The organism is Rufibacter immobilis (assembly GCF_003721565.1).
Classification (GTDB): domain Bacteria; phylum Bacteroidota; class Bacteroidia; order Cytophagales; family Hymenobacteraceae; genus Nibribacter; species Nibribacter immobilis.
Genome location: NZ_RJJE01000017.1, coordinates 18,016 through 34,550, shown reverse-complemented (window position 1 = coordinate 34,550; position 16,535 = coordinate 18,016). Strand labels below are relative to the sequence as shown.

Below are 16,535 nucleotides of genomic sequence, written 5' to 3'. Positions count from 1 at the left end.
AAATTTACGCGGGGCTATACCTATAGTTTAAGAGAGGGAGAAAGACAGGTATCTATACCTGAAAAACCAGTATTTGCCGGAGACCACCTCAGAATTAGTCCCTTCAGCCGCGTATTTCTGCTGTTTTTTTGACATTGGAAGCATAGAGCCTCTTCATCCATTTCGGGAAGTGGTACCCGCCTAACGTCCGCTAATTTGGAGGAACCAAGAGAAGACATGCAATAGATCCAAAACTACTGTCGTAGCTACAGAACAGATAGCAAAAGACCAACACACAGATGAGCTTCCAAGACTCATCCAGCCCATCATTAGCAACTTTGCAGACAGGAATAAGCATATTCTGAGGCAATGGCTACCCCACGGCCGCGAGGCTCCCAGATATAAAGATTCAATTCTGAAGGACAAACCTCGCTCATCTAAGGTAAGTAAGTGTATGTGCTATTTAGAGAGTTATTTTTCCAAAACAGGTGTAAACCGACCTCGCCCGCTCCACATGTAGGAAAACCCCAAATGCCTTAATATCGGTACCACCCCTCCCACTGGTTGCGGAGGTTTTTGCGCATCTCGTTTTCGCGGGCGTTGTTGCCGGGGTTGAAGAAGACGGTGCCTTTCAATTCATCGGGCAGGAAGTTCTGGGCTGCAAAGTTGCCTTCGTAGTCATGGGCGTATTTGTATTCCTGGCCGTAGCCTATCTCTTTCATGAGTTTGGTGGGCGCATTGCGCAGATGCAGCGGCACCGGCGGACTGCCCTGCTCCCGCACGTAGGCGCGGGCCGCCCGAATGGCTTTGTAGGCCGCGTTGCTCTTGGGCGAAGTAGCCAGATAAATAGCCGTCTGCGACAGGATGATGTCACACTCAGGGTAGCCAATCACCGTCACCGCCTGGAAACACTCGCTGGCCATGATCATAGCCGTGGGGTTGGCGTTGCCTATGTCTTCACTGGCCATGATGAGCATGCGCCGGGCAATGAATTTGGGGTCTTCGCCGCCTTCAATCATGCGGGCCAGCCAGTACACGGTGGCGTTGGGATCTGAGCCGCGCATGGACTTGATAAACGCCGAGATGATGTCATAGTGCGCCTCGCCGCCTTTGTCATAGAGGGCCAGGTTCTGCTGGGCAATCTGCTTTACCGCGTCATTGGTGATGATCAATTTGCTTCCTGGGTTGCCGCTGCCGTCAATCACGATCTCCAGCAGGTTGAGCAGCTTGCGGGCATCGCCGCCCGAGATGGTGAGCAGCGCCTCGTATTCCTGCACCTCTATGTCGCGCTTCTTCAGCACCTCGTCTTCAGTTAAGGCCTTCTGCACGAGCTCTATCAGCTCGGCTTTCTCCAAGGACTTGAGCACGTACACCTGGCAGCGCGAGAGCAAGGCCGGAATTACCTCAAAAGAAGGGTTCTCAGTGGTAGCGCCAATCAAAGTCACCGTACCTTTCTCTACCGCGCCCAGCAGCGCATCTTGCTGAGATTTGTTGAACCGATGGATCTCATCTATGAACAGCACCGTGCCCTGGCGTTTGCGGGCCTGGTCAATGACCTCGCGCACATCCTTCACCCCGGCATTGATGGCGCTCATGGCCACGAACGGTACTTTGAGGTGACCGGCAATAATGTTAGCCAGGGTGGTTTTGCCTACGCCGGGCGGCCCCCAGAAGATCATGGAGGGCACCATACCGGCTTCAATGTAGCGGCGCAGCACCCCCTTTGGCCCTACCAGATGCTTCTGGCCGGCGTATTGATCCAGGTTGTGCGGGCGCATGCGCTCGGGCAAAGGCGCTTTGGTAGACTGAAACATGGCATTCAAGGGTAAAGGACGAGGACCTCTGCGCGAGAGGCCCAAACAAAAGGCTAATTTACTCTCTTTCCCTGACTGTTTTTCACCTGATTTGAGAAAAGGGCCCCTAATCGCTCTAACCAAAGTACCCTACAGGATAGCCCGCCCAACCGCTTGCCTGCGCTCCCGTAGTTTCTAAGGCAGTACCCGTACTAACCCCAGAAAAGATGAAAAACGCAGCAACCGGCCGCTGGCTCCTTACCGGAGTAGCCGCTTTCACCACCGTGGGTGGCTTCTTGATGGACTGGAACAAAACTCACCTGTTCAACCCCCGCTGGACTCCCCACGCCAAATTCCATGATGCCATGACCATTCTGCTGGGTTCAATGCTAGGCGCTGGCAGCCTGTACCTGCTCCAGAAAAAAGACGGTGACCGGGCGCTGCACCTGAAAATGGGCGCCTTGTTACCCGCCTCGTTCTTTCTTGCCCAGGCCGGCAGTTTCGCGTTTCCAGGGGCCAAGGGAATGGACGCGGAGTTCCCGGAGAAAATCCCCACGGTGGGCAAACTCAAGCTGAACGAAGGCCCTTTCTCCCTCCTCATGCTGGCCACCGCCGGACTAGGCTACTGGCTGGCCCAGAAGGAAGACACCCCGAAGGCCTGAAAACAAAATTCCCGTTTAGGGGCCGATTTTGGAAAAACAGCCCCTAAACGGGAATAACAGGAAATCAAGACTTATTTCAGCGTAGACGGGCAAACGAAAGCGGTGCGGGGCGTATCAGTCTCAGAGATGGCTTTGAACCCGCCTGCCACGTCAATGAGATTGTCAAAGCCTCTGGCCTTGAGGATGGACGCGGCTACCATGGAGCGGTACCCTCCGGCGCAATGCACGTACACGGGCTGCTCCTTCGGGATTTGGGCCAGGTGCTGGTTCAGGGAACTGAGCGGGAAATTGAGGGCTCCCTCCACGTGCTCGGCGGTGAATTCACTCGGTTTCCTGACGTCTACCACCACGGGCTGCGGTTCTTCTTTGAGACGCTGGGCAAACTCATGCGCCGAGATGGAAGGTAAGGTCTCTGTTTCTTTACCGGCCTGCTGCCACGCCGCCAATCCGCCTTCCAGATACCCTAAGGTATTGTCATAGCCCACCCGCGCCAGGCGCGTCACTACCTCTTCCTCACGCCCCGCGTCAGAAATGAACACAATGGGCTGCTGAATGTCTGGGATCAACTCGCCCACCCACGGCGCGAAGCTCCCGTCTATGCCAATGTTGATGGCGTTGGGAACATGCCCTTTGGAGAAATCTGCCGCTTTGCGCGTGTCCAGCACCAGGGCACCGGTCTCGTTCACCAGAGTTTCAAAAGCGTTGGGCGACAGCGCGCGGAGGCCCTGGTTCAGGACCTGGTCAATGCTGGAGTAGCCTTGCTTGTTCAGTTGCACGTTGAGCGGGAAATAGCCGGGAGGCGGCAACAGGCCATCGGTTACTTCCTTAATGAATTCCTCTTTGGTCATGTTGGCGCGGAGGGCGTAGTTCGTTTGCTTCTGGTGGCCCAGCGTGTCATACGTCTCCTTGCTCATGTTCTTGCCACAGGCAGATCCGGCCCCATGGGCGGGGTACACCAGCACGTCATCGGCCAGCGGCATAATCTTGGTGCGGAGCGAGTCAAAGAGGTAACCCGCCAGTTGCTCCTGCGTGAGGTCAGATTTGGCGGCCAGGTCTGGGCGGCCCACATCGCCAATGAAGAGGGTGTCGCCGGTGAACAGCGCGTAGTCCTGGCCCTGCTCATCCTTCAAGAGATACGTCACTGACTCCATGGTGTGGCCCGGCGTGTGCAGCACCTTGATGGTGACCTTCCCCACGTGCAGTTCCTCGCCGTCCTGGGCCAGATATGCCTCAAAGGTAGGCTGGGCTGCCGCCCCGAAGACTATTTTAGCACCGGAGGCCTTGGCCAGATCTACGTGCCCACTCACGAAATCGGCGTGAAAGTGGGTTTCCAGCACATATTTGATTTGCGCCCCATCTTGCTGGGCTTTCTCCAGATACGGCTTTATTTCCCGCAAAGGGTCTATGATGGCCGCCTCGCCGTCGCTTTCAATATAGTAAGCGCCCTGCGCCAGGCAACCGGTATAAATCTGTTCTACTTTCATATCCTTAAACTTACGTGTTTTTGTTTATTCCTTACAATTGGCTGTGGATGCACTTCTGCCTACAGGAAAATCTCCTTGAACAGAATGAACACTCCCATGACCAAGATAAACCAGCCGAAGCCCCGCTTGAGGGCCTGACTGTCAATTTTATGGGCGAAGGCCGAGCCCAGGTAAATCCCCGACACCGACAAGGCCGAGAACGTGAGCAGGAACGTCCAGTTGATGGTGTAGTGAAGCATATCGCCCAGGAAACCCACCAGGGAGTTGCCCGCAATCAAGACCAATGAGGTACCCACGGCCATTTTCATGTCCAGGCGCAGGAAGAGCACCAGCGCCGGAATGATGAGGAAACCGCCGCCGGCCCCCACCAGCCCCGAGATGAGCCCCACCAGCAGCGCCTGCGCCAAAACCCAGCCGTAGCGCACGCTTCGGGCCTCGCCCATTCTCTCTGCCGTTTTCGCCTTTGGGGAGCCGCTCCGTACCATGCTGTAGGCCGCCGCCACCATGAGCAGCGAGAAGAGCACCATCACAAACATCTCTTTGGTGATGATCACCCGTCCCGCCCGCAGCAGCACCTCCGGCAAAGCCGGAAGCAGGAACACCCGGGTCACGTAAATGGTGAGCAGCGATGGCAACCCGAACAGCAGCAGCGCTTTCACGTGCACCAACCCTCGCCGGAAAAATCGTACCCCGCCCACCGTGCTGGTGGCGCCCACCACAAACAGCGAATAGGAAGTGGCCAGTACCGGGTTAAGCCCCATGAGGTATACCAGAATGGGCACTGTGAGAATAGACCCTCCGCTGCCGGTGAGCCCCAGGGAGAGCCCTATCAGCAATGCCATCATGTAGCCCAGTATTTCCATTTTCTCGCTTTGTGAAGACAAAGGTAGAACTTTACCCAAGCCTACACAGTGATAAAAGTCACACTTGCGTTTAGCGGCCGTTTTTCCGGAATCTGACCCAAAACAGGACGGGTATCGTGATGAAATGAAGTTGTTTATCTGTGACGCGCGGAGAAAAGAGCAGAAGTGACCGGTTTTTCGGTTTAGCGGCTCTTTTTCTTAAATTAAGGCCAAAACGGAAACCAACAGACCCGCGCAACACCATGGCCACCCTTACCCCAGCCCAATCTGAAGAGAAGATAGAAGCATTTTTCGCCAATGCCCCGGCCTTTGCCCAGCCCATCTGCGCCAAGATACGCCAGGCCATCGCCACCGCCGACCCAGAACTGAAGCCCAGCTGGAAATGGAACGCGCCCGTGTATGAGAAGCCGGGCGCTGGTATGGTCTGCGCCATTGGGGTGTTTAAGCAGCACGTGAACCTGTCTTTCATGCAGGGCGCCTTGCTCCCAGACCCGCACCAACTGTTTACCAGCAGCCAAGACGCCAAGGCCATGCGCAGCGTCAAGTTCACGGAGGCCTCACAGGTGCAGGAACCGCTGCTTGTAGAATACCTCAAAGCGGCCACCCAACTAAAACCCGGCACGGCCGCCAAATCTGCGGAACGCAACACCATTGACCTTCCCGATGATCTGAAGCAAGCCTTAACCCAGGCCGGGCAATTGGAGAACTTTGAGAAGATGGCTTACACGCACCGCAAAGAATACGTGCGCTGGGTGACCGAGGCCAAACGCGCAGAAACCCGCACCAGCCGTCTCCAGAAAACTGTGGAGCGCATTTCTGAAGGAAAGAAATTCAGTTAACCTCCTTTAACGCGTCTTCTATCTCACGCAGGAATTCCCGGTGGTTGCCCGGGTGGTAAAGGCTAGTTTCCACTTCTTCAGTGGAGCTGTAGAGGCTGCTGCCGTAGCGCATGTTCAGGTATTTGGCGGTTAGTTTGAAGGGCACTTCAAAGCCGTCGGGTAATTCTGCATCGGCGCCTACCGCCAGCAGGAAAATGGTTTTTCCCTGTAATTTCCGTCCCTCTGACTTTTGCACCGTCACCAAGTCTGTGAATCGGTCGAAGAGGTTTTTCAGGAGCCCGCTCATGGCATACCAATAGACCGGCGTGGCCAGCACGATCACCTGGTGTTGCCGCATTTGGTCTACTACCTTCCGGAACTCGTCCCCGCTCGGGTAGTCGTTCTCATAGCGATAGGGCGCTACGTGGTAGTCCAGCAGGTCCAGCAGATGATGGGACGTGTCTTTGAACACTTCCTGCACGAAGCGCCGGGTGTCGCTGTCTTGGCGGGCACTGGCCAGAAGGATGAGCGGTTGCGCAGCCATTACGTTTCTTGTTGGAAGGACAGGTGCAACGTGATCATGATCGGCACCTGCTGCCTTGCAGGCAGGATTGAATCAAACGCCTGAAATCCAGTTTGGGCCAAATTCTGAAAAAAGAGCCGCTAAACGCAAACCCCTCCTTCAGCAGCGGCAAGGAGGAATGCTCCTACTCCACCACGTGGGCCACAAACTGAGAAAGATTGGTGATGATGCCCCGCTCGCGCCGGAACCCGATGGCGCTGCCTTCGCCCGCCCAGAAAACGCCGGCTTGGTAACGGTAGCCCTGCGCATCCTGCGGCAGTTCGGCCCAGGCCTGGTATATATGGGGTTGGTTCTGGTATTCGCCGGAGGTAGAGGCTACGTCTGTGTTCTCCCGCACCTGAATGTTCTGGCCTTCGCGGCCGAAGATGGGTTTCTCCACCGCCTTTCCCTCAAACGCCTGGAACTCGGTGCGCAGCAGCAGCGGGTGGTACGGGAACTGCTGCCACAGCCAGGCCAGGAAGCCTTTGCTCTGGAAAATAAGCGCGTAGGCCGGGTTGGCAATGATCACGCTGCGGCTGAACTGAAGGTCCACCACATCGGTGCACAGTTCCGGCTCCAGCTCGGCGAATAGCTCCCAGGGCACCAGTTTGAACAGGAACGGGAAGCGCCGCCACTGCTCGGCCTCCACCTGCGCCCAGATACCGCGCTCGGCACCCAGGGTAGACACTTCCATTTCCTCCACCGGGCTGATGTGCGTCTCAAAACCGGCTTCGCGGGCGGCTTCAGCGAGTACTTCGCAGTTGGTGTAATCTTCCTTGCTGCCGCCCAGGTACACCAACAATAGGGCCGGTTCCAGCTCAGGGTTGAGTCCTTGCCAGGTTTTGAACTGCTCCACCAGCGCCTCATACAAGCCGTTGGCCTGCTGGCTCTCGTTTTTGCCCGCCGCCGCCAGACTAGCCCATTGCACTACGGCCGTCTCCGGAATGGAGGTGGCGGTGTCGGCGTTGAACTCCAGCAGTTTCACTCCCTCCGGGGTCTGGGCCAGGTCAAAACGGCCGTAAATGTGCCAGTGACGCTCGTCTTCCCAGGAGTGACGGGCCGCGCGCCACAGCCGCTCCGGAATGCCCAGCTTCCGCAGGAAATCATCGGGCAATCCTTCGGGCACGGCTTCCACCATCATCTGGTACAGAGAGGAAGCGGCCTCCAGAAGATCATCGGCCTCTGCCTGGGGCAGCACCACGGCCTCGCCGGAAAGGTAGGTCTGGCACTCTTCCTCCACCACCCATCCCCAGCCCATCTGGCGCACCATATTGTTCACATTGCCGTGGTGGGGCATGAGGTTGATGGGGAATGGTTGCTCTGGCATGGGTTGTATTGGTTAGAAAGTGAAAGAGTTTGATTGAAAGGAAAACGTTTAGCGGCCTTTTTTGGAAAAACGGCCGCTAAACGCAAAGGTAATTTTATGTTAGATCAACCACCAAAACCACCCGATCTGCCCCCGAAGGTGCCGGAACGACTGTTGGTGGGGCGGGTGGAACGGACGTTGCCCGAGGAGGTGGCCGGACGGCTGTACGTGCCGGTGGTGTTTCTAAAGGCCTGGGCGCCTCTGCTGCGTTCGGCGGTGGTTTGCTGCCGCCAGGCTTCGTTGCGCTGGATAGTATTGGGGTTGGCGTAGTACGCGGGGTTTGGCGAGAGCATGCGCCCGGCCATATAGCCAATGCCGCTCCACATGAGCACGTTCATCATGCTGAACCCGGTGCCGTTGTGCGGATTGGCCTGCGTGTACTCCTGCATGCGGCGCTCCAGTTCCAGCCCTTGCAGCGTGTCCACCTTGCCGTCGTTGTGTTTGAGGATAGCCATGACCTGTCCCGCGCCAGCCGGACGCTCATCGGTGATCTTCCAGTTGTCGGGGCTTACCTCGGTCATCTCCGTGATCACGCCCTGGCTGTATTGGGGGGCACTTTCCCCGGCATTCCACTCGGTGGAGGCTTCATTTTGGGCCGAGCGGTTATCTGAGCAGGAAGTTAGGCCAAGGCAGGCGGCGGCGCTCACCAACAAAACGTTGCGCGAGAAATCACCAATAAGGAAATAACGCTTTTTCATATGTAGAGGGTACGAAGCCGTTTAGAGCTTGTTTTTATAAAAATAGACGAAAACCAGCGGTTCTGCAAAAAGACGAACGGCAAAGACACTATTCCCACAGCGGGTAATGCTCCAGATGCACTTTCTGCCGGAAGAACAACTGGGTAGACGCCTCAAACGAAACGGTGTAATCAGACACGTAAAAATGCGGCTCGCCTTTCAAGGCGGTGGCCCCCAACTGCTTTTGCTCCAGTACCTGCCCCACATGCTGGGCCACCAGCTCTGAGGCATCCAACACTTCCACCTTCCCTTTGTAGAAGGCATGAATCTGCTCTTTGATCAATGGATAATGGGTGCAGCCCAGGATGAGGGCTTCAATGTCTTGCAGCACCGGGTCAGAGAGGTAGGTCTGAATCACGCTCTCAGAGATTGTGTTGTTGAAGAAACCTTCCTCAATCATGGGGGCCAGCAGCGGCGTAGCCAATGACTTGAGGGTAATGCCCTGCCCCAGCGCGTCAATCTTCTTGCGGTACACATTGGAGTGCACCGTCTGTTTGGTACCAATGAGCCCCACGGTTTTGCCCGCAAACTTCTCGGCCACATAGCTGACCACCGGGTCAATCACATTGAGGACATGCGCCTTGCTGCCTACGTATTCCCGCACCAATTCATAGGCCGCCGCCGAAGCGGAATTGCACGCAATCAAAATTATTTTACAATTCTGCTTAATTAACAGATCGCATATTTTCACTGAATAGGCTTGGATAGCAGCCGTTGATTTATCGCCGTACGGCAGGTGGGCGGTGTCTCCAAAATACACCAACTGTTCCTTCGGCAAATGCCCTTTTATGGCTTTAGCTACTGTTAAACCGCCAATTCCGCTATCAAAGACGCCTATGGGCCTGTTCTGCTTTTCCGCTTCCATTCCTGTTCTTGTCTTACCTTTAAATAGGTCATCCTACACCCTCCGTAAAAATACCCATATTTATAAAATACAAAATCAAAATGTACTTTACCTGAAACAAAGGCTACACAGAGGCGTAAAAGAGCCTACAAGTTGAAACTAAAATAGGAGGAATAAAAATGAAAGTATTATCAACCCGCGCCCACGGGATAATGGATTATCTGGTGGGTATTATCTTGATTGCAGCCCCGTTCATTCTTGGTTTTGACCGCGGCGGTGCAGAAACCTGGGTTCCTATTATAGTAGGTGCTATGATCTTGTTACAGAACTTAATGACCAACTGGGAAGTAGGCGTATTCAGAGCCATGTCTGCCAATATGCACTTGAACATGGACTACCTGATAGGTATTTTCCTGGCCGCTTCACCGTGGATCTTTAATTTTGATGATTATGTGTACTTGCCTCACCTGTTAGTGGGTATCGTGATTCTTCTGCAAGCCATGATGACCCGCGTAGTTCCTGAGCATGGTGCCGTAACCCGTCAGCCGTACAGAGGCAACAGCATGAACCATGGCCACACCCATTAAGGGAAACCCTTCATTTTTTTAAGTTAAAGACAGCGCAGAAAAGCCGGGGCCAGCATCCCGGCTTTTTTGTGTCCGTACCTTTCCTTATCCTTTGACAGGGTGTAGTTTCCGCCTTTCACTTTGCGTACCTTTGCGGCATGAATTACCTATCAGCAGACTCTATCTCTAAAAGCTTCGGCGACCGCTGGCTTTTCCAGAACCTGACCTTTGGCATTAACCGCGGGCAGCGCGTGGCGCTCATTGGCGCCAACGGAGCCGGGAAAACCACTTTACTGCAAATTCTGGCCGGCACCATGCCGCCAGACAACGGCACCGTGAGCCTCAGAAAAGGACTGCGGGTAGGTTATTTATGGCAACAGCCCGAGTTTCCGGCCGGCGCCACCGTGCAGGAAGCCATTTTCTCCGGTCAGTCTGAAGTTCTGGACGCTATCCGTGACTATGAAGCCTGTATTGCCGACCCTAACACCTCAGACAGCAAAATGCAGCGGGTAATGGAGCGCATGGAAACCCTGCACGCCTGGGAATACGAAGTGCGCACGAAACAAATCCTGGGCCGACTGGGCATACAGAACCTGGAGGCCAAGGTAGAGCACCTGTCGGGCGGGCAGAAAAAACGGGTGGCCATGGCCCGCGTCCTGATTGAAGAACCCGACCTGCTGATTCTGGATGAGCCTACCAACCACCTGGACCTGGAAACCATAGAATGGTTTGAAAACCTGCTCACCACCGAACAGACTACTCTGCTCATGGTTACCCACGACCGCTACTTCCTGGACCAGGTAGCCAACGAAATTGCTGAACTGGACCGCGGCCAGCTGTACACCTACAAAGGCAACTACAGCTATTACGTAGAGAAAAAAGCCGAGCAGGAAGAAGCCAACGCCGCCGAGATTGGCAAGGCCCGTCAGCTCATGAAAAAGGAACTGGAGTGGATGCGCCGCCAGCCCAAAGCGCGCGGCACCAAGTCTAAATCCAGGATAGACGCCTTCTATGACATCAAGGACAAAGCCAGCCAGAAAGACACCCGCACCCAGCTGGAGCTATCAGTGAAGAGCACCCGGCAGGGAAATCAGATTCTGGAAATTGACCACCTGAGCAAGCGTTTCGGGGAGAAAGTGGTGCTGGATGATTTCAGCTACGTCTTCCGGAAGAAAGACCGCGTGGGCATTGTGGGCCCCAATGGCGCGGGCAAAACCACTTTCCTGAACATGCTCACCGGCCGTCTGGCCCCAGACAGCGGCGAGATCATTGCCGGGCAAACCACCGTCTTTGGCTACTACACCCAGAGCGAACTCACCTTCAATGAAGACCAGCGGGTAATTGACGTGGTAAAAGAAGTGGCCGAGGTAGTGGAAACCGGCAACGGCGAGGTCATTACCGCCAGCCAGTTTTTACAGCATTTCCAGTTTCCGCCGGCCCAGCAGTACACATTTGTAAGCAAACTGAGCGGCGGCGAAAAACGCCGGCTGCAACTGCTGCGCGTACTCATCAAGAACCCCAACTTCCTGATTCTGGATGAACCCACCAATGACCTGGACATCCAGACGCTGAATATTCTGGAGGACTTCCTGCTCAACTTCGGGGGCTCCCTGCTCATTGTTTCCCACGACCGCTATTTCATGGACCGTCTGGTGGAGCACCTGTTCGTGTTTGAGGAAAACGGCCACCTGCGCGACTTCCCGGGCAATTACACAGACTACCGCGAGTGGGCCAAAGAGCGCGAAAGCTTCAAAGCGCAGGAAGAAACCAAAGCAGCAACCAAACCCGTTCCCGCCGCGGTTGCCGCTCCTTCACCAGCTCCCAGCCAAGACACTACTCCAAAACGCAAGGCCTCCTTCAAGGAAAAGCAGGAATACGAACGCCTGGAGAAAGAGATTGAGGAACTGGAAGCCGAAAAAGAATCTGTAACCCTTGAAATGAACTCCGGCGACGCCAGCCACACGCGCTTAGCCGAACTTGCCCAGCGCATTCAGGAGATCAACAACGCTGTGGAAACCAAGACAGAGCGCTGGCTGGAACTAGCCGAGATTATCTAATGCGTTTAGGGGCTCTTTTTCCTGAAACAGCGCAAAACCAAGAATAATGACCAGAACTAGTTTGGCTTTGATTTTAGAAAAAGAGCCCCTAAACAGGAGGCATTCAGTTTTAGCCAAGTCAATCAGGATCACCCTGTAAGCCAGAGCGCCCGGTTAGAACATATCTAACCGGGCGCTCTGGCTTACAGGCTTATATAAGGGCAAGTTTCCTAATAAACATTTGGCTTGCGTTGGTAGCTGAACGAGAAGCCTACTTTCTGCGGTGTACTCACTTGCTGCTCCTCCAGCTTCTGCTTCACGGTAATCTTCCTGATTTCGTCTACGTCTGGCGCCATTAGGTCATTGTTTACGCTGGCAATCATGGCGCTTTCTATAAACAGCCGCAAGGTCTTCTCATTGATCGCGTTGCGGGCCATGTCATTATAGTTGAGGTCCAGCTGCTTCACGCCTTCCAGATAGAAGTGGTTCTCTATATTAATAAGAACTCGGCCTAACAAATACCCGGGGTCATTGAGGCGGTTGTACTTGATGGAATCTGCCATGAAGTTGTACGCCATAATATGCCCAAAGAACCGCCGCCTGAAATCCTCCTCCACGTAACTGCTCTTCATCAACTCATGGTCTTCTGGCAGGGTGATCACGTTGGAGTGCATGACAAACACGAGTAAATCGCCGGAGAACTTAATATGAAACTCAAACTCATTGATGCTGCGGTATTCAATCACAACGTTGGAGTCTACCTCCGTGATCCGTTGCTTCAAGTTTTCCACCAGTTCTATGGAACTGTTTCTGAGCTGCTCAAAAATAGATTTGGTGTTTCTGAAAATAGCCTGTTTGGTGGTTGACTTTTGTCTTAACCCCTCAAAGATGGTTTCAATACGGTCTTCTCTGTCTTCCATAGTACGCTTGTTTCGTGGAACATGCTTTCTGCGCCAGCGGCAGGAGGTATTCTTTATAGTACCCTTGGCGGCACGTTTTAGTTATCATTTTCTACCCGAAGTCTACAGGATCAAACCTGCCTGGATCATTTCCTCCAGCTCCTGTTCCGTCACGCCTGCCATTTTCTGCAAGATTTCATGGGTATGCTGACCCAAAACCGGCGGCGGAGCCAGCGCCAATGCCGGCACAGCCGGGCCATCAAAAGCCACCTGCCGCACCCCCGCCCCTGCAACCGCTTCCAGAGAAAATAATTGCGGTTGCGCCAAAGGCTGGGCCAATGCCTCCGGCACGGTGTTAACCGCCCCCGCCGGCACATGGTGATCTATGAGCGCCTGCAACAAAGTTTCCCGCTCATGCCCTGATATGAGCTTGGCCAACTCTTCATTAAGCTCCCCCCTATGCTTCACCCGTTGACGGTTCGTTTTGTAGGCAGGCTCCTGCGCCAACTCCGGCTTCCCCAGAAGGCCACAAAGCGCCTGAAACTGCCGGTCATCCCCAATGGCCAGCACCAATTCTTTCTGGTCGGCGGTTTTGAACACCGTTCCGTAGGGCATAATATTGGGGTGCTCAGAACCCATACGCACCGGAGCAGAACCAGCCACCAGATAGTTAGTGGCTTGGTTAGCCAAAGACGCCACCGCCGCCCGCAGCAAAGATACTTCCAGATACTGCCCTTTACCGGTTTTCTCGCGGCTATACAAGGCAGCTAACACCCCTTCTTTCAACTGGTGGGCGGCCATGAGATCGATCAAAGCTACCGGCATCTTTAGCGGGCCGCCGTCTTTCTCGCCGTTCAGGAACATAAAACCGGCTTCGGCCTGGAGCACGGCATCATACCCGGCACGGGGCTCACCACTTCCGTAGCCGGTAATGTGCCCGTAGAGCAACCGGGGGTTCAGCTGCGCCAGAGTTTTGTAGTCCATCCGCAGTTTTTCGGCATCGCCGGGTTTGAAGCTCACCAGCACAATATCTGCCTGACCGATGATCTGATGCACCATTGCCTGCACCCTGGGTACCGAAAGGTCTACGCACAGTGACTTCTTTCCCCAGTTAGCCGCCGAAAAGTACGCGGACACCGTGTCCTCCGCAGGTTCTGATGATACTTTCCAGCTTCGGGTCACGTCACCGCGGGTTTTGATGTTCTCTACCTTAAGAACCGTGGCTCCCATTTCTGCGAAGAACTGCCCCACACTGGGCCCAGCCAGCACACTGGCGAGCTCCACTACAAGTACATCATGGAAAAGACCTTGGTTTGCATTCATGCGTTTAGCGGCTGTTTTTCCAAAAATGGGCAAAAACCAGAGAATTGGAAACCACTCTTATATAGTATAGCATAAAAAACAGGCAGCGACCATGGGTCGCTGCCTGTTTATCTTCCTATCAATCCAAATCCTAGTTATCTAATCATAATCCGCTGGGTAGTGTTGCGGCCGTTGGCAGTGACAGAGATCATGTAGATACCTGCTCTCAGATTCAGGCCACTCAGGTTCATGGCTACTTCAGAATCTACGCTGCTCAACTCCTGGGTGTGCAACACTCTACCGTTCAAGTCTACCAGGCGGATGGTGGCGTGGCCTTTCACCAGTTCCTCAAAGCGGACGGTCAGGTTTCCATCATTTACCGGGTTAGGGTACAGGCTGATGGCCGAGGCGCTAGAGGCAGTGGCTACGTGGCTTACCGCAATCACTTTAGAGTATTCAAAGGCGGCGTCATAGTCTACTTGTCTCAGGCGGTAGTACACGGTACCGGAGGTTGTGTTGCGGTCTGAGTAAGTGTAATCTACCAGAGCAGAAGAGTTACCCATTCCTTTTACCTCGCCTACTTTCACGAAGTCTTTACCGTTGGTGCTACGCTCAATCTCAAAGCGGTCGTTGTTGATTTCTGAGGCCGTGCTCCAGGCAAGTTCCACAGATCCGTTCCGAGATACTCCTTCAAATCTGGTCAAGGTCACTGGCAGCGGGTTACCGTTTCCGCAGTCTGCTACTATCAGTGTCTCTTGTGCCGTAGTGACACCACATTCATTGCGGGCAGTCACTGAGATCGTCTGCGGCTGACCAAGCTGTTCTTCATCAAACACCGCTACCACGGTTACAAAGTCAGGACCTTCCTCTATCACTAAGAAACCTTCCGGTACATTGAATGTGTAAGTTACTCCTGGCTGCGTCTGCGCTACTCTAATGGTGGTCGGCTCGTCGGCTAAGTTACAGATGGTATCTGGCGCTACTAAGCTAACTACTGGCTTCTCACATGGTCCGGTTGGGCAATCTTTCACATCAACCGGGATACAGATGGCTTCAGCACCGCAGTTGTTTGCATTTACCGCTACAATGGTCACAAATAAAGTAGAGTCAGCTTTGGCGTTGTTTACTTTGATGTCTACCCATCCGTAACCGCTGGCTACAACCTGGAACTCATCTGGTAAGAAGAACTGGTATTTGACTTTCTTATTGGGGTCTGGATTGGTTACCGCAAATCTGTACACGTTTTCAGAGTCATCGCATACTTCTTCTGGGGCGTCTACGTCAATATCTGGTTTAGGACAGCCTTCTTTTGGCTCCTGAATCACCTCTACGTAAGCGTAACCCAGTCCGCAGTATCTCAGCTCTCTGTCAGACCTGCTTTTCACGTTCAGTTCCACAAATCCTTCTACAGCGCCGGCAATCACGATCAATTGGTTTGTTCCCTGGCCAGAAACAATGGTCCAGCCTACTGGTACTTCCCAATCGTAGATGTACTCTCTCTTGTCTCTGTTCTGGTTGGCATTGGCGTTGAAGACCATCACGTCACCGGTATTGAATTCTTCTTTACCAGTTTGAGTACCGTTCACCACACTAATGGTCACTGGAATTTCATCACCAATGTAAGTAGCTTTACTTACTACTTTGGTACCGCAGTTAGCTACATCTACGCTGGCATAAACGGTACCAGACACATCTCCTACTCTTACCTCAAGAACGTTATTGTATTTACCGGTTACGGAAAGAATTTCCCAGTTGGAAGGTTTTCCGTCAGATCCTACGGTAGGCACAGACCACTGAATGTTTTGGTAGTCCATGTTCTCTTTGATGGCGAACTTCACAATCTCACCAGGGCAAAGGTCTGGGCTTCCACTGATCACCGGAAGCGGAGTAGTACAGGTGGCAAGGGTAGTTACGTCAGCAGCACCGGTTCTTTTGTTTTTGTTAAGTGGAACGGTCACATCTTTGGTTCCGGAATTTGATTTCACCCGAACTTTGATGCTAGACATAGAAGCGAATTCTGCCTCGCTCAACACGTAAGAGAAAGTCTCTTCTTTTACTTTCTTTTTACTTTTCTCTTTTTTACCGCCCACTGCTGTAAACCGGATGGCATGGAATGGTGCTTTCACCGCGGCTTCCACTTTGTATTTCTTTCCCTTTGACTGATAAGCCCCAACAGGAGAGATGGCCCCGGCCCCGGCAGGTAGTTCAAAGAAGATGGTTTCAAGGTTTTTGTCATTTTTGCCTTGGGCAGATACAGTGAAGCTTAGTTTCACCAAACCCGGGGCCACATCTTTAGTGGTGGCACCAGAGTATTTTACCTGCAAGGATTTGTCTTTGGAGTTAGCGACGGCTGCTATGCCTTGGGCTTGCGCTTGTGTTACTAAAACAAAAAGTAGAAGCATGAGGGTGCTCGCCCATGAAAGTATAGTTCTTTTCATGATTAGGAAATTAGACTCTGAATGGTATTGTAAGAAGACGTAGTTGTTCTATACCCCTACTAAATAGGGATGGCGCGGAGGAGAGAGAATATATGGGTAGCTTTGGGGACTACAACACTATCTTAATCAGACTTTAAAAGAGAGGAAAGTACAGTTAGTTTCATATTTTTATCTTAGTAAAAGTTC

At 53.5% G+C, this 16,535-nt stretch carries 14 protein-coding genes; 4 read left to right on the top strand and 10 right to left on the bottom strand.

Translation table 11 applies throughout. From position 1 onward, the window contains the following. Positions 1 to 515: 515 nt before the first annotated feature. The gene (locus tag EFA69_RS12975; RefSeq protein WP_123133557.1) at positions 516 to 1,793 is read right to left on the bottom strand and encodes a replication-associated recombination protein A; all 1,278 of its coding nucleotides are present in this window, start codon (positions 1,791 to 1,793) and stop codon (positions 516 to 518) included. Positions 1,794 to 1,999: 206 nt separating this feature from the next. Between EFA69_RS12975 and EFA69_RS12970 the strand changes: the two genes are divergently transcribed. Beyond that, positions 2,000 to 2,434: a DUF6640 family protein gene (locus EFA69_RS12970; RefSeq protein WP_123133556.1), complete on the top strand. Its 435-nt coding sequence runs from the start codon at positions 2,000 to 2,002 to the stop codon at positions 2,432 to 2,434. 71 nt (positions 2,435 to 2,505) lie between these two features. Here the strand turns inward: EFA69_RS12970 and EFA69_RS12965 are convergent, their stop codons facing one another. Continuing rightward, positions 2,506 to 3,918, bottom strand: a complete 1,413-nt coding sequence (locus EFA69_RS12965; RefSeq protein ID WP_123133555.1) for an MBL fold metallo-hydrolase — start codon at positions 3,916 to 3,918, stop codon at positions 2,506 to 2,508. A 59-nt stretch (positions 3,919 to 3,977) separates the two neighbouring features. Further along, positions 3,978 to 4,802, bottom strand: coding sequence for a sulfite exporter TauE/SafE family protein (locus EFA69_RS12960; protein ID WP_245964574.1), 825 nt, complete (start codon positions 4,800 to 4,802; stop codon positions 3,978 to 3,980). A gap of 221 nt (positions 4,803 to 5,023) precedes the next feature. On the opposite strand from EFA69_RS12960, the gene EFA69_RS12955 reads away from it, so the two are divergent. Next, a complete protein-coding gene (locus tag EFA69_RS12955; protein ID WP_123133553.1) occupies positions 5,024 to 5,620 on the top strand; it encodes a DUF1801 domain-containing protein in 597 nt (198 codons plus the stop codon). Here EFA69_RS12955 and EFA69_RS12950 read toward each other — a convergent pair. From EFA69_RS12950 to murI, 4 genes are all read right to left on the bottom strand, one after another. Beyond that, the gene (locus EFA69_RS12950; protein WP_123133552.1) at positions 5,613 to 6,143 is read right to left on the bottom strand and encodes a flavodoxin family protein; all 531 of its coding nucleotides are present in this window, start codon (positions 6,141 to 6,143) and stop codon (positions 5,613 to 5,615) included. The genes EFA69_RS12955 and EFA69_RS12950 overlap by 8 nt on opposite strands. 163 nt (positions 6,144 to 6,306) lie before the next feature. Continuing rightward, on the bottom strand, positions 6,307 to 7,488 hold the full coding sequence (locus EFA69_RS12945) for a glutathionylspermidine synthase family protein (RefSeq protein ID WP_123133551.1): 1,182 nt from the start codon (positions 7,486 to 7,488) through the stop codon (positions 6,307 to 6,309). 104 nt (positions 7,489 to 7,592) lie between these two features. Further along, positions 7,593 to 8,225 (bottom strand): hypothetical protein, encoded by a 633-nt coding sequence (locus tag EFA69_RS12940; protein ID WP_123133550.1) that lies wholly within the window; start codon positions 8,223 to 8,225, stop codon positions 7,593 to 7,595. A gap of 88 nt (positions 8,226 to 8,313) precedes the next feature. Beyond that, complete coding sequence (murI, locus tag EFA69_RS12935) at positions 8,314 to 9,129, bottom strand: glutamate racemase (RefSeq protein ID WP_123133549.1); 816 nt, start codon at positions 9,127 to 9,129, stop codon at positions 8,314 to 8,316. A 158-nt stretch (positions 9,130 to 9,287) separates the two neighbouring features. Between murI and EFA69_RS12930 the strand changes: the two genes are divergently transcribed. Together EFA69_RS12930 and EFA69_RS12925 are read left to right on the top strand one after the other, a co-directional pair. After that, positions 9,288 to 9,695 (top strand): SPW repeat domain-containing protein, encoded by a 408-nt coding sequence (locus EFA69_RS12930; RefSeq protein WP_123133548.1) that lies wholly within the window; start codon positions 9,288 to 9,290, stop codon positions 9,693 to 9,695. A gap of 137 nt (positions 9,696 to 9,832) precedes the next feature. Further along, positions 9,833 to 11,731, top strand: a complete 1,899-nt coding sequence (locus tag EFA69_RS12925; RefSeq protein ID WP_123133547.1) for an ABC-F family ATP-binding cassette domain-containing protein — start codon at positions 9,833 to 9,835, stop codon at positions 11,729 to 11,731. 209 nt (positions 11,732 to 11,940) lie between these two features. Here EFA69_RS12925 and EFA69_RS12920 read toward each other — a convergent pair whose 3' ends face one another. The 3 genes from EFA69_RS12920 to EFA69_RS12910 form a co-directional block, all read right to left on the bottom strand. Then, positions 11,941 to 12,630, bottom strand: a complete 690-nt coding sequence (locus tag EFA69_RS12920; RefSeq protein WP_123133546.1) for a hypothetical protein — start codon at positions 12,628 to 12,630, stop codon at positions 11,941 to 11,943. 102 nt (positions 12,631 to 12,732) lie between these two features. Beyond that, positions 12,733 to 13,932, bottom strand: a complete 1,200-nt coding sequence (locus tag EFA69_RS12915) for a CaiB/BaiF CoA transferase family protein (protein ID WP_123133545.1) — start codon at positions 13,930 to 13,932, stop codon at positions 12,733 to 12,735. Between the two features lie 134 nt (positions 13,933 to 14,066). After that, positions 14,067 to 16,349, bottom strand: a complete 2,283-nt coding sequence (locus EFA69_RS12910) for a T9SS type A sorting domain-containing protein (RefSeq protein WP_123133544.1) — start codon at positions 16,347 to 16,349, stop codon at positions 14,067 to 14,069. Between the last annotated feature and the right edge of the window lie 186 nt (positions 16,350 to 16,535).